This is a genomic window from Pelagibacterium limicola (assembly GCF_015694405.1).
In the GTDB taxonomy this organism is placed as follows: domain Bacteria; phylum Pseudomonadota; class Alphaproteobacteria; order Rhizobiales; family Devosiaceae; genus Pelagibacterium; species Pelagibacterium limicola.
The window spans coordinates 1-21,028 of the sequence record NZ_JADQDB010000003.1 but is presented as its reverse complement, the minus strand read 5'-3'; the positions used below and the strand labels follow the sequence as shown (position 1 = coordinate 21,028).

Here is a 21,028-nt window from a genome sequence, read left to right as displayed (position 1 = left end):
CAGCAGGACCTAATTGGCCGGGTTGTCGTAAAGTGCCCGGATTCTCGCATCTCGACTCGATATTAGGTCGACGACGCCTTCAGGACCACGATTGAGAGCCTCGTTGTTAAAGGAGACCATGAGGTTGTGGTAGATTTCCGAGTTCACGGCCTCGTCCACGACCTGCTCCAGGCATATCCGCACATCGTCGGGCAGACCCTTGGGCGCCATTAGGACTGTGACGCTTTGGATGGGCAGGGCGGTTGCGCCCTGTTCCTCGAGCGTCGGGGAGTCAGGCTGATAAGGCAAGCGATGAGAGGTCACCGAAGCAATCTGCTTCATATTTCCCGATTCGAGTTCCGCCAGATGTGCGACGCCCTGAATGGTGGCATCCACATGGCCGCCCAGCGTCAGCATCATCGATTCCGCCGATCCCGCGACCGGGATCGGCACGAGATTGATGTCATACTGATCTGCAAGCTGCTCGACCACAAGCGTCTGATTGAAGCCCGCGACCGCCACAGTCGCCATGCCGATCTCGCGGGTATATTCCACAAGGCTCGCAATATCATCGAAAGGCGCGGTCGAGAGCGCTGCAAAGCTGTTCCAGCTATCCATAGCCGAGCCAAGAAACAGGAAGTCGCTATAGTGAAAGTCGAGGTCGCCCGATGTGGGATTCCACACTAGCGTATCGCTGCTGCCCAGCCCGATCGAATGTCCATCGGGTTCCATGTTGAGCAGGCTCTGTGCCATGACCGCGCTCGCGGCACCGGGACGGTTTTCGACGACGATATTCCAGCCTTGGGCCTGTTCGATGGCCTGCGCGAGCGTACGGGCAATTGAATCGGTGCCGCCGCCGGCGGCAAAGCCCACATAGAAATTGATAGGCCGTTCCGGGAAACCTTCCGGGCAGGCGGCCGCCAGTGCACTCTGCGCGCCGAGCGCCAGACACGATACTGTCGACAATAGCAGGAACCTGCCGATCTTTGTTTGCTTGTTCACCACAAAATCTCCTCCTTATTGGTGCATGCTGCGGCTGTTGAAGCAGCACAAGGTCTTGAAACCTGTGCCAGTGTGCGGACAGCTCTCCTGCGGCTCCACTTATTCCACACGACATTTCAAAGTGTGAAATGCAGGATGCGGGGTATGTGAACCGCTCCGGCGGCAAGAGTCTTTCCGGAACAACTCGGACCCGTTGGTCCGGTTTGAAAATGGCATGTGAGGAATTCTGAGCCGCCGTATCAGTTCAGTCAGAACAGCGGTTCTTAGGTGAAATAAAGCTTGAGCGGGGTTCGTGCGCCGACGGCATGGCGCATATCCGGGTTCGGCACCCAGCGCGAAAGATCGGCAATTGTATCGGCATAGGTCACCTTCTCCTCGAAGGCGGCAAATGGCCAATCGCTCGCCCAGACCAGCCTATCCCAACCGCCGGCATTGACAAGCGCGGCAGCACAGGAATCGGCCAATCCCTGCGTCGTGAACCTGTAGCCCCCAGAAAGCTTGACCCAGGTGCGGCCCCGGTCAATCGCCGCAAGGATCGCGCGAAATGCCGGATCGTTGACACCCTGAGCGGTATCGATCAGACCGATATGGTCCAGAACGACATTGACGCCGGCGTCCTCGATGGCGCGCACCGTGGCATCAAGGCGTTCGGGCTTGTCGGTCAGATGGATGTGCCAGCCCAGATCCGCGCAGCGGCGCAAAAGACGCCTGTAGGCGTCGGAATTGATGTCGGGGATTTCGGCAAGCGGCCGCCAGAGAAGGCGCAGGCCGACAAAACCGTCATCGCGCATCCTTTCGAGTTGGTAGATGTCCCATGCCGTATCAATGATCGCGGTGGCGCGCAGCCGTGAATGGGCCTTCAGGGCCTTGCGCACATAATCATTGTAGGTCCCGTAAAGGCTCGCGGCGGAAATGACGCCAAAGACAACGCCGTGCGCGTCGAGCGTTTCCAAACACATCTCGATCGTGGCGTCGTGCCCGGGTCTGTGCCATGCGCTGCCGAGCAGCGGCATGTCCCGCGTGTAAACGTGAAAATGGGAGTCAACCAGCGGCCCGGTATGGGGTGTCATGAGGTTGCGCTGCCATTTGTGTCAAGCCCGAGCAAACGGGTTGCATTGCCCGAAACCATAGCGCGGACGTCCTGCTCGTTATAGCCGAGTTCGAGGCACAACCGGATGACGGCACGATAGCCTTCGACCGGACGGGGATTTTTCATTTGTCCAAGGTCCGAACCCAATATTGTCTGGCCGACCGTCGCCGCGTCGATGAAGGATTTGAGTTCGTCGGGATCGAAATGGCGGCTCGGGCAGTCGATGACCATGCAGGCGCACTGTTCCATGAACACGCCCATTCCGGCAAGCTCGCGCATGTCGGCAAGGCTCGCATCGATGAAGAGGCCCGGATGGTTGACGAGCAACCGGCCAACGCCGCGTTTTTGAGCTTCCGCAAACAGCACCCAGATCTCGCTGATATGGAGGTGTCCGGCAGAGAGGACACCGTCATATTCGGCAATTATGTCGAGGATTTCCTTGACCTCGTCGAACAGATTGCCCAGCGCATCGGTCACCTCGAGCCCTTTGTGACGCTTCATGGGGCGGGGTGGCTTGAGCGCGCCGGAGCGATGGACATGGCGGATATGGTTGGCGGCCGAAATTGTCGGCATCCAGATCAATTGCCCACCTAGCATCAGGTCATGCTCGACCGCGTACGGGTTTAGGCCACCCGTGGCGTTGTTCAGTACGACGCCGGACAAAAGCGAAAGCGAACTTGAGGCAAACTCCTGGCGCTTGAGCAATTGAACCACGGGCGTCGAGGAATAATAGTGATCCTTGAACATCAAAGCGCGCATGCCCGCAGCTTCTGCCTCGCGGGCAGCCTCGATATGGTCAAGCTTGCGCTCCATGATTGATGGCCCGCTGTGGCAATGAAGGTCGATTGCCCCTTCCATCAGGGAGTCGATCAGCGCATCGGTGATTTCGGGGGATTTTTCGGAAGCCATTGAATTTGCCTTTTAGTTCAGGAAGCCATCGAGGCGGACGAGCAATTCGCTCCGCCCGCGTTCGGGGCGGTCGAGCAGCAGGTAGTGGGTGGAGTTTGCTGCCCGCCAGTGAATGACTTCCGGACTGTGATAAAGGTCCTCGCAGAAGACAGCCATATCGGTATCACGGCAAAGAGAATCATATTCGGGATTAACGATGAAAACCGGGCAGTAGATCTGGCTGGCGTGAAACAGCTTCTGGCCTTTGGCGCCCATGAGGTAGAGGTCTTCGAGCATGCCGTTTGGGCTGCGATAGGTGGGCGGTGTCCGCGTGCGGGCCGTGGGGTCGCCATCGAGAAGGGCGTTGCGGAACGCCACCACCATTTCCGGGTCGCGCCATGCCACCTTGTCGTCGATCGGGATTTGCTCGTCCCAATGTGTTTCCAGCATCTCTATGCCGTTGAATGTGTAGTTGCCGTAGACTTTCTGGTTGAACCGCCCCGAATTTTCCGGATCGTCCCAGGGCGACCCGATATTAATCAAAGGGTGATCGGCTGTTGCCCCATAGACCATGCAATAAAGAACGAGATGGCTGGCCTTTTCGGGATACAATGCAGCATACATCGCCACGCAAGTTCCGCCGACGCCCCAGCCGAACAGTCCCACTTTCTCGCTTTGACTGGCGGCGCGCAGATGGTCGGCGGCGGCATCGATATCGCGCATGATTTCCATGCAGCGCACAAGCGGAGCGCTGGGCTGGGGCGGTAGAGCCATGGCGTCGGGGCGTTGAGAGCCGCCAAATCCGCGCGCATCGACGATGTAGCAGATATGGCCGGCGGCCGCGAGGTCGGCAGCGAGCGAGCCATTGGCCACCGGAAGGTCATATTCGCTAATGCCAGGGATACGCGTGCCATGCATGAGAATCATCGGGGTGCGGTTAGCGTGCCCAACTGGTCGCACCTCGCGCACCGCGATTGTGACGCCATCGACTGTGCGAACGGTAAAATCACGTCTTATGACGTCCATATGTATTCTCGCTCCCGAACTTTTTCCAACCCTAGGGCCGGCACCCCCGGCATGCGAATGCAAAACCCATCTCGTTTCAAGCAGTGAAATCCATTCTCGCCCGAGTTGTGTACCGGACGATGGCGCCGGCCTATACTCCAGCTGCTTCCGGAACGGATACTGTCATGCCTGATCTCATTGTGGACACCCATGTCCACATCTTCGACCGCAACACGCCCATGCTTGAGGATAAATGGTGGCCAAACGGCGAGGAGGCCCCGGTCGAGGATCTGATGGCATGCTTTGTGGCGTATGGGATCTCCTATGGGGTTCTGAGCACCGCGAGCATATACGGATATTTCAATGACGATTTCCGGCACGCGCTCAAGCGCTTTCCGCGTTTGCGCGCCACTGCGAACTTGCCGCCCGATGCCGATGCCCACGCCTTTGAGCAGATGAGCAGGGAGGGTTTTCTGGGTATTCGCCTGCTTTGGCATGGTGATGGTCACGTGGCGGATTTGATCTCTGACGCCAACCGGCGGTTGCTGCGCCGTTGTGCGGACCATGGATGGCATGTGCACCTCACCGACCGCCCTGACCGCATCGGAGCGACCATAGCGGCGCTGGAAGCCTCGGGCGTCCGGGTGGTGGTGGACCATATGGGCATGATCGACACCCAGGCCGGGATCGACGATCCGGGTTTTCGCGCCATCCTCGATGCTATCGATCGGGGGCGTACATGGGTCAAGCTTTCCGGGGCCTTCCGTTACAGAAATCCGCAAAACGCCAAAGCCGCCGCTAGAGCCCTTGTGGCCGCCGGAGGGTGGGACCGCCTGATGTGGGGCAGCGATTGGCCGTTTGTGGGGTATATGGGTAATGTCACCTATCGCGACACGCTCGCTTATCTCGACTGGGTCGAAGATGGTGACATGCGCCGGCGCGTTGCCGCACTAACGGCGCTGGATTTCTACTTCTAGAGTAGAAATGGTTTTACGCGATAGTCCGCTTCTAGCGCTGACATGTCATCTGCGCTCAACTGCAGGTCGAGCGATGAAACGGCGGTGTCCAGTTGCGCTGCGGATGTGACACCGATGATCGGTGCGCTGACAGGGTCTGTCTGGCGCACCCAGGCAAGCGCGACTTCGGCGCGTGACACCCCGTACCGCCCGGCGATGGCGCCCACTGCATCAATCACAGCCAGGTCTGCCGCGGTCTCGTGCGCATAAAGCCGGGCTGTCACGACATCGGTCTGGGCGCGCCCTGTTGATTGTCCGTGTGGACGGGCAAGCTTGCCGCGGGCCAGAGGGCTCCAGGGGAGGAGGCCGATCTTCTGGTCACGGCAGAGGGGGAGCATCTCGCGCTCTTCTTCCCGGTAAAGAAGGTTGAAATGATTCTGCATGGACACAAAGGGCGCCCAGCCGTGCTTTTGCTGGGTGAACAGGGCCTTGGCAAATTGCCAGGCATACATTGAGGAGGCGCCGATATAGCGCGCCTTGCCCATGCGCACGACATCGTTCAGCGCTTCCAGCGTTTCCTCAATGGGCGTGTCGGGATCCCAGCGGTGGATCTGGTAGAGGTCGACATGATCGGTGCCGAGCCGTTTGAGGCTTGCATTGATCTGCTCGAATATGTGCCGGCGCGAGAGGCCGGACCCGTTGGGGCCGGGGCGCATCCTTATGCCGACCTTGGTGGCGATAACCACCTCTTCGCGCCTGGCGAAATCCTTTAACGCGCGTCCGAGAAATTCCTCGCTGGTTCCGTCCGAATACATGTTGGCGGTGTCGAAGAAATTAAGCCCGGCTTCCAGTGCGCGGCGGATGATGACCCGGCTGCTGTCCTCATCGAGCGTCCAGTCATGCTCGCCGCGGCCGGATTCCCCAAAGCTCATGCAGCCAACGCATAACCGCGCGATCTCGAGGCCTGTGCTCCCAAGGCGTCCATATTGCATTATGTGTGCTCCACCGGTTCTAGCCCGCCAAGGCAGACATATTTCAGATTGAGGAACTCATCGATGCCGTAGCGCGATCCCTCGCGCCCGAGGCCCGATTGCTTTATTCCGCCAAACGGCGCCATTTCATTGCCGATCACGCCGCAATTAACCCCGACCATTCCCAGCTCAAGTGCCTCGGCGACCCGCCAAATACGCGAATGGTCGCGCGAATAGAAATAGCCCGCCAGCCCCAACTCACTGTCATTGGCCATCTCTATGGCCTGGGCTTCTGTATCGAACGTGATGACCGGGGCGAGGGGGGCGAAGGTTTCCTCATGGGCGACGCGCATGTCCTGCGTGACACCCGAGAGGACGGTCGGCTCGAAAAAGGTCCCGCCAAGTTTCGAGCGATGCCCCCCAACGTGCAATTGCGCACCTTTGCCGACGGCATCGGCTATATGGTCCTCAATCTTGGCTATAGCGTCCCTGTCGATGAGCGGTCCGAGATCGACGTCTTTGCCAGTGCCCATGCCAAGTCGCAACCGGCTGACCCGTTCTGTCAGCTTGTTCGTGAATGCTTGCGCGACGGTGCTCTGGACATAGATGCGGTTGGCGCACACGCATGTCTGTCCCGCATTTCGGAATTTGGCAGCCATGGCCCCATCCACGGCTGCATCGATATCGGCATCGGCAAATACGATGAAGGGAGCATTTCCACCCAGTTCCAGCGACAGTCGCTTGATTCCGTCCGCGGCATTGCGCATCAGCCAGCGCCCCACCTCGGTCGAGCCGGTAAAGGTGATCTTGGCGATCCTAGGGTCGGAGCAGAAAGTTTCTCCGATCATCCGGGCCGAACCGGTGATGACGGAAAATACGCCCGGTGGCACGCCTGCGCGCTCAGCAAGGACGGCAAGCGCTAGCGCCGACAGTGGCGTCTGGGAGGCAGGTTTGAGGATCATGGTGCAGCCCGCTGCAAGCGCCGGGCCTGCTTTGCGCGTGATCATGCCATTGGGAAAGTTCCAGGGGGTGATCGCCCCGACCACCCCAACCGGCTGCTTGAGCACCAAAATGCGCTGGTTGGGCGCGGACGATGGAATGATGTCGCCATCGATCCGTTTTGCTTCTTCGCCGAACCAGTCGAGATAGGCGGCGTTGCTGGCGATCTCGCTGCGGGCCTCGGCAAGCGGTTTGCCCTGCTCATGAGTGAGGATCAGCGCGAGGTCATCGAGATGTTCTATGATGAGGTCATGCCAGCGGCGCAAGATTCCCGCGCGCTCTTTTGCGGTCCTCCGCGCCCAGACAGGCTGGGCCTTCGCGGCCAGCGCAATTGCGGTTTGTATCTCTGCCCGATCGAGGCTAGGGACACCAGCAAAGACTTTTCCATCACCTGGATCGGTGACCTCGATATGATCGCCGCTGGCGGCGTTTTGCCATTGACCTGCAAAGAAGGCCCGCTCCTCGAACAGGCGAGGATCACTGAGTACCGGTTTGGTCATTATGTTTCCGTTCGTTGTGGACGCTAATGCACGACCGTCCGGGCCGATTGGATCGCGGTCTGCATGCGAGCGACATTGTCGCTGACCGCTTCCGCCGCAACCATGAGATTTGGCACCAGCTTGTCCATGATCTCGCTGCGCTTCACGGCGCTGGCATAATATGTAAGCCCTATCGTCCCGAGCACGCGGTTGGTTGCCTGCTGATAGATCGGCACGGCTATACTGGCCGATGTATCAGATTTGAGGCAACTTTGGCGCTCGGCAAATTGCTGCTTACGGGTTGCCCGCATGATCTGTTCGATGGCGTCGGGCGCCCCCATCTGGTCGTTGTCCGGATGGGACGTCGTCAACAGGAGTCTATGGATCAGGCGCCGTTCTCCGGCAGGGCAGAACGCGAAATAGGCGCGACCCAGCGCCTTGCTGACGAGACCAAGCCTTTTGTAGATGAGCGCATGATAGGGTGCGACAGGACTTTCTCCACTGGTGGTGTAGCAAACCTGAACCGCATTGCGGTCAAGCACGGCAATGGCTGCCGGCCAGTTGAACATCCGGGTCAGTTCCTGTGCCCAAGCGCGCCCGGCCTCCACAACCTGGGGTGCGCCGTGAAAGCCGCAACTGAGCGCATTGACCTGTGACGCGACCTGGTAGCCCTTTCCCGTATCGTCCCTGACCACATAGCCGGCCTCGATAAGCGTTTCGAGCAGCCGCACGATTGTGGATTTGGGCAGGCCGGTCAGGCGATAAAGATGGTCCACGGTCGAATAGCGCTGCCGATTGAGCGCCTCAAGCACCTCGAACGAACGCATCACTGAAACAACCGGCCTATAGGATGTCATGTTTTCCTCCCCGGAAACACAAGCGGACTGTGACGCATCGGCCCGGGTGATTGCAAATCAAATGCGCAGGAATTTCAGGCAATCTTCTCCCAGGTTAAATCCCGGTACTGAACGATACCATCGATCTCGACGGGCGGCGCGGTGAGAATGACGCAATTGCCCTCGAATCGTGCAGGGCGCACCTGGTCGGTGCCAATCCGGTTCGGAATGGTGGGCGTCGAACAGTCGACTCGCGTAACGAGCGTCGTGCCGTCGAATTTGTAGTTTCCTGCATAGGACGTGTATTCGCGCTGGGTCTCGCCGTCACCCAGATGCTCGCGGCCATCACAGATGACGACCATCATGCGGTTTTGCTCGGTGAAGGTAATCAGACCCATTTTCAGAGGACCATAGGATGAAGGCAGAACGCGCCCATCGGCATCCTTGTTGGTAATATCGACAAGGCGCCATACGCCAACGAGACTAGGCAAATTTCTGCTCCGCTTCTGAAACATCCGAACGCATGATGAAAGTGTACGCCTTGGGGTCCGGGCGGCGGGTCATGTGCCAATAGTCGACCATGGACCATGGCGAGTTCGTCGTGACGCGCCCTTTTGCGTTCTTGTACCAGTTGGTGACGCCCTCGAACGACCACACCATCTCGGCAAGCGTTTCTTCCGCCAGACGGTTGTAGTCGTCATGGGCTTCGTGCGTGCAGTCGAGCGCATCCGCGCCGCTTTCGAACAACAGGGCCAAGCTGGCCATGATGTAGTTCACCTGGCATTCGATCTGGAAAATAATGCTGCCGCCATGCGCCAGGTTGGTGTTCGGCCCATAGGTGAGAAAGAGATTGGGGAAGTCTGGAACTGTGATGCCGAGATAGGCACGAGGGTCATCGTCGCCCCAAAGGTCCCGCAACCTGACCCCATTACGCCCCGTGACCTCTATAGGATAGAGCATGCGGCTGGCCTCGAACCCCGTCGCATACACGACGACATCGACAGGGTGATGCCTGCCGTCCCTGTCGAGAACGCCGTCTGGGACGATTTCGGCAATTGGCGTGGTGACCAGTTCGACATTGTCGCGACGCAGCGTCTGGTACCAGTCATTGTCGCGAAGCGACCGCTTTCCGTAAGGGGGGTAATCGGGGAGCACCTTGGCATAAAGCTCGGGCAGGTCTCCCATCTCGGCCTTCACATATTGCGTCCAGGCTTCCCGGATCTCGTCATTGCGCGCCGAAATCGAAGTCTTGCCGGTCCATGACCGGTCGATCTTGAGGAGCGGGTAGACGCCGTCGCCATATGCCCAGAACAGCAGGAACCGGTACCATCGCGCATAATGGGGCACATTGGCGAGGACCCATTTGACATTTTCGCTGACGGTGTTGTGGTAATTGTGCCGGGGCAGGACCCAGGGCGCCGACCGCTGGAAGATCGTGAGCTTGCCGACCGTATCGGCAATCGCGGGCCCCACCTGCATACCACTTGCGCCGGTGCCGATCATGGCGACCGATTTGCCGGCAAGGTCGAGATCGTGGCGCCAGCGCGCCGTGTGCATGGCCGCGCCTGCGAAGCTTTCCATGCCCTTGAGTTTTGGATAGGCGGGCCGGTTGAGCTGACCCACCGCGCTGATCACGGCGTTGGCGGTCACATGCCGGGTTGACCCATCCGGTTGAGTGATCGACACATGCCAGAGCGCAGTTTTGGAATCGTACCGCATGGCGGTGACGGTCTGATTGAATTTTACGTGGCCGATAAGGCCGTACCGCTCGGCGCAATCGCGGAGATAGGACCGCAGCTCGGGCTGTTTGACGTAATAGCGCGACCAGTTGTTGTTGAGCTCAAATGAGTAGCAATAGAGGTGGTTGGCGCTGTCCACGCCGCATCCGGGATAGGTGTTCTCGTGCCAGACGCCGCCTATGTCGTCATTTCGCTCCACGATCTCGAAAAAGATACCGGCCTTTTTGAGCGCGATGCCTGCGCATACGCCCGAAGCACCGGCACCCACAACCAATACCGAAAATTCTGCGGCGCGGTTCGGCTGGGCGGCGACCGCTGCGGGCAGGGGCTGCTCGGGCGCCTTGAAGCCGAGATCTTCCATCAGGAGGGGCATATAGAGGTCGGAAATGTCCTCGCCGACAAAGGTGCTCATCATCCGGCGCAATTTTTCCGGTGCGGTTGCCTCGCGCTTTCTACGATCTTTTTCGAGCTCGGCTGTCAGCTTTTCGAGCAATTCCTCGACCATTGCAGGGGGCAGGGTGTGCGTAAATTCGCCGGGCTTGCCCAGGAATGGTACGTAACGGTCGAGCAATTCGATATCGCCCGAAAGTTGTACCGCAACCATCAGCAATATGGAAATATCGGCGTCCCTGAGTGCCGCCTTGATCTCGTCGCGGCTGCGTCGGCCCGGCAATCCGCCATCCCTATTCATGTCGCCCATAGTCATCCTGTTTGTAGTGTTATGAGTTCTAGGCTGGCGACACCGGGATGGCTCTCCTGATTTGCCAGCGTTTCATCTGTTGAAATGCTCGTCAGGCGCGAACTTCGACCCCCGCCCAGTCCTCTACGACGCGACAGATGGAGGTGAAGTCGGAATCGGGGCCAAAGCGCGCATTGGTGACGGCAAGCATCTGGCGGATAACTGCACCCGCGACCATGGGCACGCCCATGGCCTCGGCCTCGTCGATACAGAGCCGGACATCCTTGTAGGAGAGCCCGGTGGCAAATCCGAAATCGAAGGTGCCCGGCAGCACCGAACGGGGAAATTTGTCCTGGGTGGCACTGTTGCGCCCGCTGCCCGCGTTTATGATGTCAAGCAGAACATCGGGACGGATTCCGGCCTTGGTGCCCATCACCATGGCTTCTGATGAAACCACCATTGCCGCCGCGGCCAGCAGATTGTTGGCCAGCTTGGCAACCTGGGCAAGACCGGATTTTTCGCCGACATAAAAGAGGCGCCCGAAGACTGTTAGTACGGCTTCGATTTCGGTGAACGTCAACTCGTCACCGGACACCATCACTGCCAGTGTACCATTGGTCGCGCCCGCAATGCCGCCGCTGATCGGGGCGTCCATCCAGCGCAGATTGCGTCTGGCCAGCTCCCCGCCAATGCGGGCCGCCATGCTAGGACCAGTGGTCGAGAGATCGACGACGGCGCGGACCTGTTTGCCATCGGCCACGCCATCGTTTCCGGCGACGACTTTGTAGACAATGTCAGGTGTCGGCAGGCTAACGAGCACAATATCCGCCCTGTCGCCGACGTCACTCGGCGAACTGGCAATTTTGGCCCCGTGGGATGCTGCAGCATCGAGGGCAGCCGAGCTGGTATCGAACACGGTGACATCATGGCCCGCATCGAGCAGGCGTTTTGTCATCGGGCCACCCATGCGTCCGAGACCAACGAAACCAAGGTTGAGAGAACTCATCGATAACTCCTAGATCGACATGTCGCCGGATCAGAGCGCCGGCAGTGATTGGGGATCGGCGTCGAGACGGACAATCCAGTCCGTCGTACCGGCGCTGAATGCGGGGTAGAGGTCCGCGACAAGCGGGTCATGGCCGGGAATGATGTGGGAAATGTCGGGTGCGAGGCTCAAAAGCCGGTCGTATCCGGCATGGACATCGGCCACGCTATCGACCGTCGGGAAGACCCGCCGCTCGCGCAAATGGGCATAATGGTGTGCGGTGTCGGATGCGATGATGACTGGTCCACGGCGTGTATTGACGCTCAGCGCCTGCAACCCGCGGGCATGGCCGCCGATATGATGAAGATCGATGCCCGGAAAGAGCGTGCTGTCGCCATCGTAAAAGCGGACGCGACCGGCAAAAACCCGCCGGACCATCGAGACGACATCCTCGATCTCGTAAGGATGATTCATCCCCGGGTGGCACATGCACCGCCCAGTGGCAAAGGACATCTCGCTGTCCTGCAAATGAAAGCACGCATTGGGGAACAGCCCGTCATTGCCGGCATGGTCATAATGCATGTGGGTGATAACGACGTCGGTGACTGCCCCGGGATCGACCCCGAGCGCGGCAAGGCCCTCGCGGACGGGGCGCGTGATCGTCCGCCCTCTCAGTCCCGCGCCGCGCTCATCAAAGCCGGTATCGATGACGAGCGTCCGCTCGCTGTTTCGCAGGACCCAAACATAGTAGTTGAGCGGCATCGGCCCGTTATGGGGGTCGCCGCCGATGAAATTTTCGGCGGCGCCACGCTCATGCCGGGCATAGGCGATGGCATAGGCTTCATAGATGTCGTTGCTCATCGCTCACTCCTGCGCAGCGCCGGTCAGGCGCCGCTGTTCTCGCTGAAAACGTCACGCGCGATGCGGAAGGAATCGACGCCTGCGGGAATGCCGCAATAGATGGCGACCTGCAGGAAGACCTCGCGGATTTCCTCCTTGGTGACGTCATTGCGCAGCGCGCCCTTGATGTGCATCCGCAACTCGTGCGGACGGTTTAGCGCGCTGATCATGGCGAGGTTGAGCATGCTGCGCGTGCGCCGGTCGAGCGTGTCGCGTCCCCACACGGCCCCCCAGCAATATTCGGTCGTCAGTTCCTGCATCGGCCGGTTGAAATCATCGGCAGTGGCCAGCGACTGCTCGACAAACTCGGCGCCTAGCACCGATTTGCGAATTTCAAGCCCGATATCGAATGTCTTTTGGTCCATGGCAGAAAGTCCTTTCAGTCGACAAGTTGGACGCGCGGCATTTGCAGCGCATTGAGGGGGAGGGCATCGTCTGCATCCGCGATGAGGCGGACAAAGTCATAAAGATCGGTCCCGCCCTGGTCGCCCAGCGCCGATTGCGTCGAGATGAGGAAGCGGTCGATGACCATCTGCTCGTTGGCAGGAACGATATCTTCGCGAACGGCATCAACAATTCTGCCATCGGCGCAGGTGATGCTGACCGAGGCGGGCTGGCGCGCCGGAAAGGCTGCCGAATAGTCCGGATTCTCGACGAGCGTGGTCACCGCGATTAGGCGGGCGATTTCGCCATCGTCAAGATCGGCATAGTTCTCGCTTTCGATCACCCCGCGCGCCAGCGCTGCGGCAACGCCGAACTGAATGCTCATCTTCGCCTGAAGCAGGTTCGCAAAGGGGCCGGTCGAATCACAGCCGGGATAGAGCATCGCGGCGCGGGTAACGCCGACGCGCACTGCGGTGATGGTGTTGCTTGGTGCGCCGAGTGCAAGCCTTGCCTCAAGAGCTGCCTGACTTGGGGTCTGCGCGAAGTTGCAGGCCGGGGCCGGCTTGTGAAAAACCGAGCAGATCTCAAAAAAATCATTGGGGAAAAGCGAAATCTCGCCGGTGAGCGGGCGCCGCGCAAAGGCTGCGAACAAGCCCGCTTCCCCTTCGATGACATCGGGCGAACCAAAGGCGCCTGCCTCCGCGAGATCGGCGCACAACAGGGCGTTGCGCGCGGCAAAACCTGCATGAAAATACATGTCGCTGCCGCCGCTGGTCGGCCATTGGTTGAGACCAGCCGAGCAATTTATGGCCAGAGCCATCGCCGACGCTGTTTGTTCCACCGTCAGGCCGCGAAGATGGGCGATGGCCGTGACGGCTGCAAAGGGACCAATCAGTCCCGTCGGGCGAAACAGCCGGGACAATTCGGCTGTCATGAGGCTTTGGCCCAGCCTTGCGCCGGCCTGATAGCCGACAATCGCTGCGGCCAGCAAATCGCGGCCGCTTGCCACCCGTCCCGGTTGCGCAAGATCGGCCAGGAGCGCGGGCCAAACCACAATGCCCAAATGGGAGACCGAGGCGGTGTGCATGTCTTCGCGGACCAGCCCGTGTGCCGCCACAGCATTTGCAAAAGCGGCATCCGCCGGGGCGACATTGGATCCCAGAGCAATCGCTGCCGCTCCCTCTGCGCCCGGCATCAGACGCGCTATCGCCTGCTGACTCCAGGGCAGAGTGCGCGCCTCATATGCGCTCGAGAAATAGTCAAAGAGGCACAACCTTGCCTTTTCGAGAACCGGACGGGGTATTGAACCGGCGCTGACTGCCATTGCCTGGGCCGCCAAAGTGCGCGCAAGAAAAGGCATCGGCGTCATCTCGGTCCGGCGATCGTAAGACCGGCATCGATCTTGAGTGTAACCCCCGTGATGGTGGCGGCAGCGTCGGAAGCCAGAAACACCGCGGCATCGGCGACCTCGGTGTCTTCGATGAGCCGCCCCATGGGAGACAGCAAGCGGCGTTTTTCCCAGCCTTCCTCTTCGATGACCGAGCGTGCGCCGGGCGTGGACACAGTGCCGGGCGCGAGCGCATTGACCCTTATGTCGTGCCCGCCAAGCTCCACCGCCTGCTGGCGCGTGAACGCATCGATTGCACCCTTGACCGAGGTGTAGACAGCCGCGTTTTTGATGGCAAATGAAACAGCGATCGAGGAAAGATTGATGATCGTGCCCCCACCGCGGGCAATGAGATGGGGCGTCGCTGCGCTCGTGCCCCAGAACGTCCCTTTGATGCCGACATTGAGCATCCGGTCAACAGCGTCTTCGGGCATCTCGGTCAAGGGCGCATAAAAGAACGCCACCGCGTTGTTGACAAAGATATCAAGTCCGTCGGTCGCAAAGGTATTGACAGCATTGGCAAGCGCGGCGCGGTCGCAGACGTCGACGACGAATGACTGTGCGTCGGCAATGGTCCCGGCAGTCTCGCGGAGCAGGTCCGCATTGATATCGGCGAGCCCGACATCTGCGCCTTCATCGGCAAAACGCCGCGCTATTGCCGCGCCGATGCCGCCACCTGCACCTGTTATGAATGCGCGCTTCCCGCTAAGCCTGCCCAAACCCGCTCTCCCTGATTTTGAATTTCATCCTCGTTAAAGAGCGTTCGGGGCATCCGGAGTCGATGCCTTCATGTGCTGGTTTCATCATGTGAAACGGGCAAACTCGGAAGTGCTCAACGCCGAATTGGCAGGCTAGATTCGATCCTATGGAAATCCTGAAGGACCAGACTCGATGAACACCCTTGGCCAAGAGGCGATAGGTTTTGCAAGGCGTATAAGAGACGGTGAGGCGTTGCGTGGAACCTTCATAAAGATCCCCACAGTGCATTCGACAGAAGTCATGGGTTCGGTCGGGTTCGATTTTATCGTCGTCGATCAGGAACACGCGCCATTCGATCGCCTGGCCATCGACAGCGTCATTCTGGCCTGCCGTGCAGTGGGAATGAGTGCGCTGGTCCGTGTGGGCGATCCCTCTCCGGCCAATATTCTCAATATGCTCGATTGCGGCGCCGCCGGGGTAATGGTCCCCCATGTCGAAAACGTTGAAATCGCGACACGGATCGCCGCAGCGTGCCGGTATCGGAACGGCAAAAGAGGTTTTTCGCGAACGGGTCGCGCCGGCGGATATGGCTCAGCCGATGTCGGGAACCACATCGCCAGCCAAGACGCCCAAACGCTCTGCATAGCAATGATCGAGGATGTCGGCGCCATCGATCGGGCCGAGGCGATCGCCTCTGTCGAGGGCATCGATGCAATATTTGTCGGCCGGGGCGATCTCTCGGCCGCTATGGGTGAACTGTCGAGCAACACACCCAACGTCTGGGCTGCCGTCAAAAATGTGGCGGAAGGTACGCGCCGCGCCGGCAAGCCAATGCTTTTTGTTGCCGAGAACCCCGCCGACCGAAATGCCATGACCGATCTTGGTGGCTCCGCCTATCTGGTTGGTTCCGATCTGGCCTTCTTGCGCAGGGCTGCCATTGAAGCGCTGGCCTGAAATTTTCTAACGACCGACAAGGACCAATTGCATGTATGTTGCATCCGATCCCCGCAGCAGGCTGAACTCTAGCGAAACCGAGGCGCCTGCCCCGTTGCAATCGGCTGCAAACTGCGCGCGGTTCTATGAGGAGGAGAGCCACACCACCTCCGAAGCCTTGAAAACCTGGTACACGCGCGGCCAGAATTTCGTTGTGGCCTATAGTGAGGCGAAAGCCGGTGCGGTGTTCGCGCGCGCGGTGCAACCGGACGAATTCATGGTGCTGCTGCCCGACCCGGCAAGCCGGGCGAGACTTCTCTGGAACGGCGAGACGTCAATTCTGGAAGGCCATTCCGTAACCTTCGTTCCGCCGGGCGAGAGCCGGATTTCAATGGAGAGAGATGGCACAATTGTGCAATTCTTCACAACGGCGTCCGACGACTTGGTGGCCACCTGTCCCCCCGGCTATGATAACGATCCCAACGTTCCAGCGCTTGTCCCGTGGCCAGAGCCCAATGGCGGCTGGAAGCCGCGCTGCTATTCAATGGACGTGCCCCCCGAAAAAGGCCGCTTCGGCCGCATTCTGACCAGCACCAATTTCATGGTGAACTATATTTATCCGCGCACGGGACCGCGGGATCGCAGCGCGATGTCCCCCCACAGCCATGTCGACTTCCAGCAATGCTCGCTCGTCCTCGAAGGTTCATATATTCACCACATGCGCTGGCCGTGGGGCAACAATGCCGATCTCTGGCGTGACGATGAGCACGCGATCTGCGATGCCCCGTCAGTCATGGTTATTCCAGCCCAGGTCGTCCACACTTCCGAAGCGGTTGGGCTTGCGACAAATTTCATGATAGATGTGTTCTGCCCACCCCGGCGCGATTTCTTGCGCCAGCCGGGATGGGTGTTGAACGCTGACGACTACCCAGAACCCCAAGACCCGTGACACTCCAAGACCTTACGAGCCGGACCCGATGGACCACGCAGTGACGGGGTCTGCACGTGAACAGTTGATCTCCGGATTGCTGGTCGGCGCGGTCGATCTTCACTGTCACAGCGGTCCGGCTGTCATGCCGCGCATTCTCGATCACCATGATCAATTGATCGATGCTGCCGCGGCCGGTTTTCAAGCCGTGGTGACCAAGGACCATTATTATCTGGGGACGCCGCACGCGATTATTTTAAACAAACTCTTCCCCGATGCGGCCACGCACATGTTTTCCGGCATTGCGCTCAACAATGCCGCAGGCGGGATCAACCCCCATGCGGTCGATCACGCGCTGAAACTGGGCGCGAAAATTGTCTGGATGCCGACTCTCTCTGCGGCCAACCATATCGAGAAACTGGCGAGCGAGGCCAAAACCTTCCCCACCGTGAGCGGTTCGCTCAAACCCGTACCTCTTTCCGTTTTCGATGCAAATGGCCGGCTGACGGACGATACGCTCAGAGTGCTGGACCTGATTGCGTCTGCCGACGCAATTCTGGCGGGCGGACATTTAAGTGCGCATGAACTGATCGCATTGTTTGCGGAAGGAGGGCGGCGCGGCGTACGCCATATGTTGGTGAACCATCCCACTTATCTTATCGGCTGTACCGATGACGACATCCGGACGCTCGTGGAACTGGGCGGCAAGATGGAGCACTCGATCTGCCAGTTTATTCCCGGACGGGCGCAGAAATTCCCTCCCGAAATGCTCGTGCACCTGATTGCTGTAGCCGGTGTACAAAATACCCTGTTCGGGTCCGATCTCGGATTGGAAGGGCTTCCCCGTCCGGTGGAAGGGTACCGCATTATCGTTGACATATTGCTGGACCTTGGCATATCGGCGTCGGATATTTCCATTATGATTTCACTTAACGGCTCAAGTCTGCTGAATCTGCGAGCGGCCTAACGGCACTTTAGATTGTTGCAAGGCGTTGCGCGGTATTGAACCCACTTTTGCTTCGAGGCTGCGGCTGATTGTGATACCGGCCCGCCGCTTCTCTGATCACCAGGACGTCGAATTTCTCCGCTTCTGCGCAGCAACCGAACAGTCCGGTAACGGCCCGTGTCGCGCCGTTGCGAAGGTGATGTAAATTCCGCAGGTCGACCGCGATGGAGTGGGAACCAGCCGTTCATTTTTTGCGGTGGAGTGGTGGAAGCAGACGCAATCACTCAACCAAACAGAAATGATTTCCTTCCGGGTCGGCCATCACCGTGTACCCTTCGGCCTCTCTCACCATGGAAGCGCCCCGCTCGATAAGGCGATCACGCTCGGCACGGCGATCTTGGACCCGTAGGTCGAGATGAAGGCGCCCTTGCGCCCTCCCGCGCTCGATTTCATGAAAACATAAGGTCGGTCCGGGGCCGTCAACCATTACCACTGGATCGGTTTCTGGCGTGAGCCCGAGCGAAGCAAGGCGTGCAAGCTCCCCGTCATCGTAGGCGCGCACAGCATACCCATCCAGGAGGTCAGCCCAGAATCTTGCCAGTGGAGCCGCATTGCGGCAGTCGATAACGATTTCCTTGAGAGTTCCTGCCATCGCCTCAACTCTGCACTACAGCAACGATATCTTGGTTCCCGCGTTGAATGACGTCAACATTTGGCGAACCAACGGCAGACGCTCCCGGGGGCGGACACCAACGCTGATCGTCCCAAAGCATGAACTGTAGCGCATACCTCGTTGAGGTGTCGGCTCACAAAGCTTGACACATAATATGCATAAATATACATATACATGGCTATGCAACAAAATGTGTTCCAGATATTGGCCGACCCATCGCGGTTTCGTATCGTTGAGGCGCTGGCAGGTGGCGAACAGGCCGTTGGTGACCTGGTTCGTGCCGTTGATATCGACCAGTCCGGCGTTTCACGGCACCTGCGGATCCTCGGCGAGGCTGGTTTCGTCACGATGAGACCTGATGGGGCGCGGCGCCTTTATTCGCTTCGACCCGAGCCGTTCCAGGCGATCGACGACTGGGTTCGCAGCTATAGCAAGCTTTGGGAGGGTAGGCTCGATCGCTTCGACGCCGCCCTAGCGCGACGGCAGGGCATGCGGCAACCCGGGGGAAAGAAGTGATGACGCAAGCCAGCGAGCCGGGCGTGGATACGATCAGGTTCGAACGGGTCTACGACGCGCCGATCGAGGACGTTTGGGCGCTGTGGACCACCAAGGAAGGGCTCGAGGAGTGGTTCGCACCCGAGGGAATGCGCTTCGAGGTATTGACCCTTGATCTGCGGGTTGGCGGCGCCTTCGATCACGTGATGACCGCGGTGGGTGCCGAGCAGGTCGCATATCTGGCGAGCCTCGAGAGGCCGCTGTCGGTGTGGGTAAGCGGTCGGTTTCTGGAAATTGAGCGCCACCGTAAGCTGCGCATTCGCTTCGACATGGACTTCGTCCCCGGCGTCGAGCCGTATCCTTACGACATGATGGTCGAGTTTCACGCTGAGGCCGGGCAAGTTCGGATGGTCCTGACGTCCGATCGTCACCCGGACCCCGAAATGACACGCGGTGCAGTTATCGGGTTCACCAGCCAGTTGCAACGCTTCGACCGAGCTGTCGCGGCACGATCGACAAAGGAGCAAAAACCGTAATGCGACCTCTCCTTTATTCCATCAACGTAACGCTCGACGGATGCGTCCACCATAACGCCATCCCGTCGGACGAGGCGCTGCAGCAGGAGCAACTGCGTGCAACGCATCGCCACGCCACTGAGAGCCTCGGCCGCGCCGACGCTCTGCTCTTAGGTCGCGTCACCTACGGAATGATGGAAGGGGCTTGGCGTCTGGCAACGCGAACTTCGACGCCGCCTGACTGGACAGAGCCTTTCGCCCGTACCATCGACGCGATGAAGAAGTACGTCGTTTCGAGCACGCTCGACCGGGTCGAGTGGAACACGGAGTTGGTGCGTGGAGATCTGGGTGAGGCCGTCCATGCGCTAAAACAGCAACCGGGCAAGGCGCTTCTCACGGGCGGTGTGCGGCTCCCGTTGGCACTGGCGGAACTGGGCCTGATCGATGAGTACGAATTCGTGATGCAGCCCAGAATTGCCGGTCATGGGCCCACCTTGTTCGCCGGACTGTCCAAGTATGCCGAGTTGAAGCTCGTCGACCGGAAGGAACTCAGCTCAGGCGCTGTCGCGCTGCGCTACGAGCCGAGACGGGGCGGGTGAGCCCGCGACCTTGAATCAGGCATCAGCGACCGAAGGTCGGTTTCAGGCAAGCTTGGGCGAGGCCGGCGTGGGGCCCCTTCAAGCCGAAGGCCGGATGGCCGTTGAATGGCAGGTTTCGGGGCACGCGCGATTCGAGTTGAACGTCCGACTTGAGGGTCGGAAGCCGACCGGGCCATTGGGGTGGGTTGCTGATGGTCCGCTCCTGATCAGGGCTCATCAAGAGCGGACATCCCGGGGCGTTCCTGCTGTTACACTTGAACCGCGCCGCCATCGACGAAGAGCTCCACCCCGGCAATGAACGAGGCTTGGCCGCTGAGAAGAAAGACTACCGCAGCAGCGACTTCTTCGGGTCGTCCCATCCGACCCATGGGTATCTGTGAGGTAATAGCAGCACGCGCCTCCTCTGGCACGGAGGCAAACATTTCCGTGTCAGTCGGTCCGGGGCTTACGACATTCACTCGAATGCCGCGAGGTGCCAACTCCGCAGTCCATGTCCGCGCATAGGCCCGCAGCGCTGCTTTCGTGGCACCATAGGTGCCGAAATTTGGTGATGCAGACATGGCTGCAACGGAGCCGATGAGAACAACGGAACGGCCGGGCGCGAGAAGGGGCAATGCCGCTTGCAGGCCAAAGACTGGCCCACGCACATTGACCGCCACTTGGCGACCGAACCTAGCTTCGGTGAGGCTGCCAAGCGCTGCTGGTTCCATCGTGCCGGCGTTGAAAACAAGCGCGTCGATACGCTCGTGCTTCTGCTGCACCGCAGAGATCACCTGCGCCAGGTCGTCAGTATTGCCGGCATCGGCGACAAGGCCGTGAGCATTGGCTCCTAGAGCGGAATCCTATCAGTCTGCATCGTATCCAGCGGCTGCGAAGTAGTTGGCGCACTCTTTGGGCGTGAAGGTTTGGACCAGTTTGCCAATTCTGTTCCAGAGCGCATCAACGGTTCGCTCTGCTGCTT

22 protein-coding genes and 2 pseudogenes are annotated in these 21,028 nt (G+C 59.6%); 7 read left to right on the top strand and 17 right to left on the bottom strand.

The window, feature by feature from the left end:
• Nucleotides 1-9: 9 nt before the first annotated feature.
• The 4 genes from I2G20_RS06250 to I2G20_RS06235 form a co-directional block, all read right to left on the bottom strand.
• Nucleotides 10-981 (bottom strand): tripartite tricarboxylate transporter substrate-binding protein, encoded by a 972-nt coding sequence (locus I2G20_RS06250; protein ID WP_196258845.1) that lies wholly within the window; start codon nucleotides 979-981, stop codon nucleotides 10-12.
• 263 nt (nucleotides 982-1,244) lie between these two features.
• On the bottom strand, nucleotides 1,245-2,051 hold the full coding sequence (locus I2G20_RS06245) for an amidohydrolase family protein (protein WP_196258844.1): 807 nt from the start codon (nucleotides 2,049-2,051) through the stop codon (nucleotides 1,245-1,247).
• A complete protein-coding gene (locus tag I2G20_RS06240) occupies nucleotides 2,048-2,980 on the bottom strand; it encodes a DUF6282 family protein (protein ID WP_196258843.1) in 933 nt (310 codons plus the stop codon). Before I2G20_RS06240 ends, I2G20_RS06245 begins: the two co-directional genes overlap by 4 nt.
• A gap of 12 nt (nucleotides 2,981-2,992) precedes the next feature.
• On the bottom strand, nucleotides 2,993-3,985 hold the full coding sequence (locus I2G20_RS06235) for an alpha/beta hydrolase (protein ID WP_196258842.1): 993 nt from the start codon (nucleotides 3,983-3,985) through the stop codon (nucleotides 2,993-2,995).
• A gap of 164 nt (nucleotides 3,986-4,149) precedes the next feature.
• On the opposite strand from I2G20_RS06235, the gene I2G20_RS06230 reads away from it, so the two are divergent.
• A complete protein-coding gene (locus I2G20_RS06230) occupies nucleotides 4,150-4,941 on the top strand; it encodes an amidohydrolase family protein (protein ID WP_196258841.1) in 792 nt (263 codons plus the stop codon).
• Here I2G20_RS06230 and I2G20_RS06225 read toward each other — a convergent pair.
• From I2G20_RS06225 to I2G20_RS06180, 10 genes are all read right to left on the bottom strand, one after another.
• Nucleotides 4,938-5,912 (bottom strand): aldo/keto reductase, encoded by a 975-nt coding sequence (locus tag I2G20_RS06225; RefSeq protein ID WP_196258840.1) that lies wholly within the window; start codon nucleotides 5,910-5,912, stop codon nucleotides 4,938-4,940. The genes I2G20_RS06230 and I2G20_RS06225 overlap by 4 nt on opposite strands.
• Nucleotides 5,912-7,390 (bottom strand): NAD-dependent succinate-semialdehyde dehydrogenase, encoded by a 1,479-nt coding sequence (locus I2G20_RS06220; protein ID WP_196258839.1) that lies wholly within the window; start codon nucleotides 7,388-7,390, stop codon nucleotides 5,912-5,914. Before I2G20_RS06220 ends, I2G20_RS06225 begins: the two co-directional genes overlap by 1 nt.
• Before the next feature lie 23 nt (nucleotides 7,391-7,413).
• Nucleotides 7,414-8,226 carry a helix-turn-helix domain-containing protein gene (locus tag I2G20_RS06215; protein WP_196258838.1) on the bottom strand — a complete coding sequence of 271 codons (813 nt, stop codon included), beginning with the start codon at nucleotides 8,224-8,226 and terminating at the stop codon, nucleotides 7,414-7,416.
• 74 nt (nucleotides 8,227-8,300) lie between these two features.
• The gene (locus I2G20_RS06210) at nucleotides 8,301-8,696 is read right to left on the bottom strand and encodes a lipocalin-like domain-containing protein (RefSeq protein WP_196258837.1); all 396 of its coding nucleotides are present in this window, start codon (nucleotides 8,694-8,696) and stop codon (nucleotides 8,301-8,303) included.
• On the bottom strand, nucleotides 8,689-10,644 hold the full coding sequence (locus I2G20_RS06205) for a flavin-containing monooxygenase (RefSeq protein ID WP_196258836.1): 1,956 nt from the start codon (nucleotides 10,642-10,644) through the stop codon (nucleotides 8,689-8,691). The genes I2G20_RS06210 and I2G20_RS06205 overlap by 8 nt, the downstream gene beginning before the upstream one ends.
• Before the next feature lie 91 nt (nucleotides 10,645-10,735).
• Complete coding sequence (locus I2G20_RS06200; RefSeq protein ID WP_196258835.1) at nucleotides 10,736-11,629, bottom strand: NAD(P)-dependent oxidoreductase; 894 nt, start codon at nucleotides 11,627-11,629, stop codon at nucleotides 10,736-10,738.
• Nucleotides 11,630-11,659: 30 nt separating this feature from the next.
• Nucleotides 11,660-12,469: an N-acyl homoserine lactonase family protein gene (locus I2G20_RS06195; protein WP_196258834.1), complete on the bottom strand. Its 810-nt coding sequence runs from the start codon at nucleotides 12,467-12,469 to the stop codon at nucleotides 11,660-11,662.
• A 23-nt stretch (nucleotides 12,470-12,492) separates the two neighbouring features.
• The gene (locus tag I2G20_RS06190) at nucleotides 12,493-12,873 is read right to left on the bottom strand and encodes a carboxymuconolactone decarboxylase family protein (RefSeq protein WP_196258833.1); all 381 of its coding nucleotides are present in this window, start codon (nucleotides 12,871-12,873) and stop codon (nucleotides 12,493-12,495) included.
• Between the two features lie 14 nt (nucleotides 12,874-12,887).
• Entirely contained in the window at nucleotides 12,888-14,252 is a 1,365-nt protein-coding gene (locus I2G20_RS06185; RefSeq protein WP_196258832.1) for an MmgE/PrpD family protein, read from the bottom strand.
• A 5-nt stretch (nucleotides 14,253-14,257) separates the two neighbouring features.
• Complete coding sequence (locus tag I2G20_RS06180; RefSeq protein WP_196258831.1) at nucleotides 14,258-14,998, bottom strand: SDR family NAD(P)-dependent oxidoreductase; 741 nt, start codon at nucleotides 14,996-14,998, stop codon at nucleotides 14,258-14,260.
• 262 nt (nucleotides 14,999-15,260) lie between these two features.
• On the opposite strand from I2G20_RS06180, the gene I2G20_RS06175 reads away from it, so the two are divergent.
• The 3 genes from I2G20_RS06175 to I2G20_RS06165 are packed head-to-tail and all read left to right on the top strand — an operon-like array spanning nucleotide 15,261 to nucleotide 17,806.
• Nucleotides 15,261-15,932: an HpcH/HpaI aldolase family protein gene (locus tag I2G20_RS06175; protein WP_343070312.1), complete on the top strand. Its 672-nt coding sequence runs from the start codon at nucleotides 15,261-15,263 to the stop codon at nucleotides 15,930-15,932.
• A gap of 31 nt (nucleotides 15,933-15,963) precedes the next feature.
• Entirely contained in the window at nucleotides 15,964-16,860 is an 897-nt protein-coding gene (locus tag I2G20_RS06170) for a cupin domain-containing protein (RefSeq protein WP_196258829.1), read from the top strand.
• Nucleotides 16,861-16,888: 28 nt separating this feature from the next.
• On the top strand, nucleotides 16,889-17,806 hold the full coding sequence (locus tag I2G20_RS06165) for a DUF6282 family protein (RefSeq protein ID WP_196258828.1): 918 nt from the start codon (nucleotides 16,889-16,891) through the stop codon (nucleotides 17,804-17,806).
• 259 nt (nucleotides 17,807-18,065) lie between these two features.
• On the opposite strand, the gene I2G20_RS06160 is transcribed toward I2G20_RS06165, so the two are convergent.
• Complete coding sequence (locus I2G20_RS06160) at nucleotides 18,066-18,437, bottom strand: VOC family protein (RefSeq protein WP_196258827.1); 372 nt, start codon at nucleotides 18,435-18,437, stop codon at nucleotides 18,066-18,068.
• A gap of 195 nt (nucleotides 18,438-18,632) precedes the next feature.
• On the opposite strand from I2G20_RS06160, the gene I2G20_RS06155 reads away from it, so the two are divergent.
• Genes I2G20_RS06155 through I2G20_RS06145 form a run of 3 tightly spaced genes read left to right on the top strand, consistent with a single transcriptional unit; the run spans nucleotide 18,633 to nucleotide 20,067 of the window.
• Nucleotides 18,633-18,974, top strand: coding sequence for an ArsR/SmtB family transcription factor (locus I2G20_RS06155; RefSeq protein WP_196258826.1), 342 nt, complete (start codon nucleotides 18,633-18,635; stop codon nucleotides 18,972-18,974).
• Nucleotides 18,974-19,489, top strand: a complete 516-nt coding sequence (locus tag I2G20_RS06150; RefSeq protein ID WP_196258825.1) for an SRPBCC family protein — start codon at nucleotides 18,974-18,976, stop codon at nucleotides 19,487-19,489. The genes I2G20_RS06155 and I2G20_RS06150 overlap by 1 nt, the downstream gene beginning before the upstream one ends.
• The gene (locus I2G20_RS06145; protein ID WP_196258824.1) at nucleotides 19,489-20,067 is read left to right on the top strand and encodes a dihydrofolate reductase family protein; all 579 of its coding nucleotides are present in this window, start codon (nucleotides 19,489-19,491) and stop codon (nucleotides 20,065-20,067) included. Before I2G20_RS06150 ends, I2G20_RS06145 begins: the two co-directional genes overlap by 1 nt.
• A 248-nt stretch (nucleotides 20,068-20,315) precedes the next feature.
• On the opposite strand, the pseudogene I2G20_RS06140 reads toward I2G20_RS06145, so the two are convergent.
• Both I2G20_RS06140 and I2G20_RS06135 read right to left on the bottom strand, forming a co-directional pair.
• Nucleotides 20,316-20,888, bottom strand: a pseudogene (locus tag I2G20_RS06140) (SDR family NAD(P)-dependent oxidoreductase); the annotation flags it as partial.
• Nucleotides 20,889-20,912: 24 nt separating this feature from the next.
• Nucleotides 20,913-21,028 (bottom strand): annotated as a pseudogene (locus I2G20_RS06135) (IS630 family transposase); the annotation flags it as partial.

Bases quoted from the DNA above. Each gene is read 5' to 3' on its own strand.
- I2G20_RS06245 (WP_196258844.1), bottom strand. From the start codon at position 2,051: ATGACACCCCATACCGGGCCGCTGGTTGACTCCCATTTTCACGTTTAC.
- I2G20_RS06240 (WP_196258843.1), bottom strand. From the start codon at position 2,980: ATGGCTTCCGAAAAATCCCCCGAAATCACCGATGCGCTGATCGACTCC.
- I2G20_RS06235 (WP_196258842.1), bottom strand. From the start codon at position 3,985: ATGGACGTCATAAGACGTGATTTTACCGTTCGCACAGTCGATGGCGTC.
- I2G20_RS06230 (WP_196258841.1), top strand. From the start codon at position 4,150: ATGCCTGATCTCATTGTGGACACCCATGTCCACATCTTCGACCGCAAC.
- I2G20_RS06225 (WP_196258840.1), bottom strand. From the start codon at position 5,912: ATGCAATATGGACGCCTTGGGAGCACAGGCCTCGAGATCGCGCGGTTA.
- I2G20_RS06220 (WP_196258839.1), bottom strand. From the start codon at position 7,390: ATGACCAAACCGGTACTCAGTGATCCTCGCCTGTTCGAGGAGCGGGCC.
- I2G20_RS06215 (WP_196258838.1), bottom strand. From the start codon at position 8,226: ATGACATCCTATAGGCCGGTTGTTTCAGTGATGCGTTCGTTCGAGGTG.
- I2G20_RS06205 (WP_196258836.1), bottom strand. From the start codon at position 10,644: ATGGGCGACATGAATAGGGATGGCGGATTGCCGGGCCGACGCAGCCGC.
- I2G20_RS06200 (WP_196258835.1), bottom strand. From the start codon at position 11,629: ATGAGTTCTCTCAACCTTGGTTTCGTTGGTCTCGGACGCATGGGTGGC.
- I2G20_RS06195 (WP_196258834.1), bottom strand. From the start codon at position 12,469: ATGAGCAACGACATCTATGAAGCCTATGCCATCGCCTATGCCCGGCAT.
- I2G20_RS06190 (WP_196258833.1), bottom strand. From the start codon at position 12,873: ATGGACCAAAAGACATTCGATATCGGGCTTGAAATTCGCAAATCGGTG.
- I2G20_RS06185 (WP_196258832.1), bottom strand. From the start codon at position 14,252: ATGCCTTTTCTTGCGCGCACTTTGGCGGCCCAGGCAATGGCAGTCAGC.
- I2G20_RS06170 (WP_196258829.1), top strand. From the start codon at position 15,964: ATGTATGTTGCATCCGATCCCCGCAGCAGGCTGAACTCTAGCGAAACC.
- I2G20_RS06165 (WP_196258828.1), top strand. From the start codon at position 16,889: ATGGACCACGCAGTGACGGGGTCTGCACGTGAACAGTTGATCTCCGGA.
- I2G20_RS06160 (WP_196258827.1), bottom strand. From the start codon at position 18,437: ATGGCAGGAACTCTCAAGGAAATCGTTATCGACTGCCGCAATGCGGCT.
- I2G20_RS06155 (WP_196258826.1), top strand. From the start codon at position 18,633: ATGGCTATGCAACAAAATGTGTTCCAGATATTGGCCGACCCATCGCGG.
- I2G20_RS06150 (WP_196258825.1), top strand. From the start codon at position 18,974: ATGACGCAAGCCAGCGAGCCGGGCGTGGATACGATCAGGTTCGAACGG.
- I2G20_RS06145 (WP_196258824.1), top strand. From the start codon at position 19,489: ATGCGACCTCTCCTTTATTCCATCAACGTAACGCTCGACGGATGCGTC.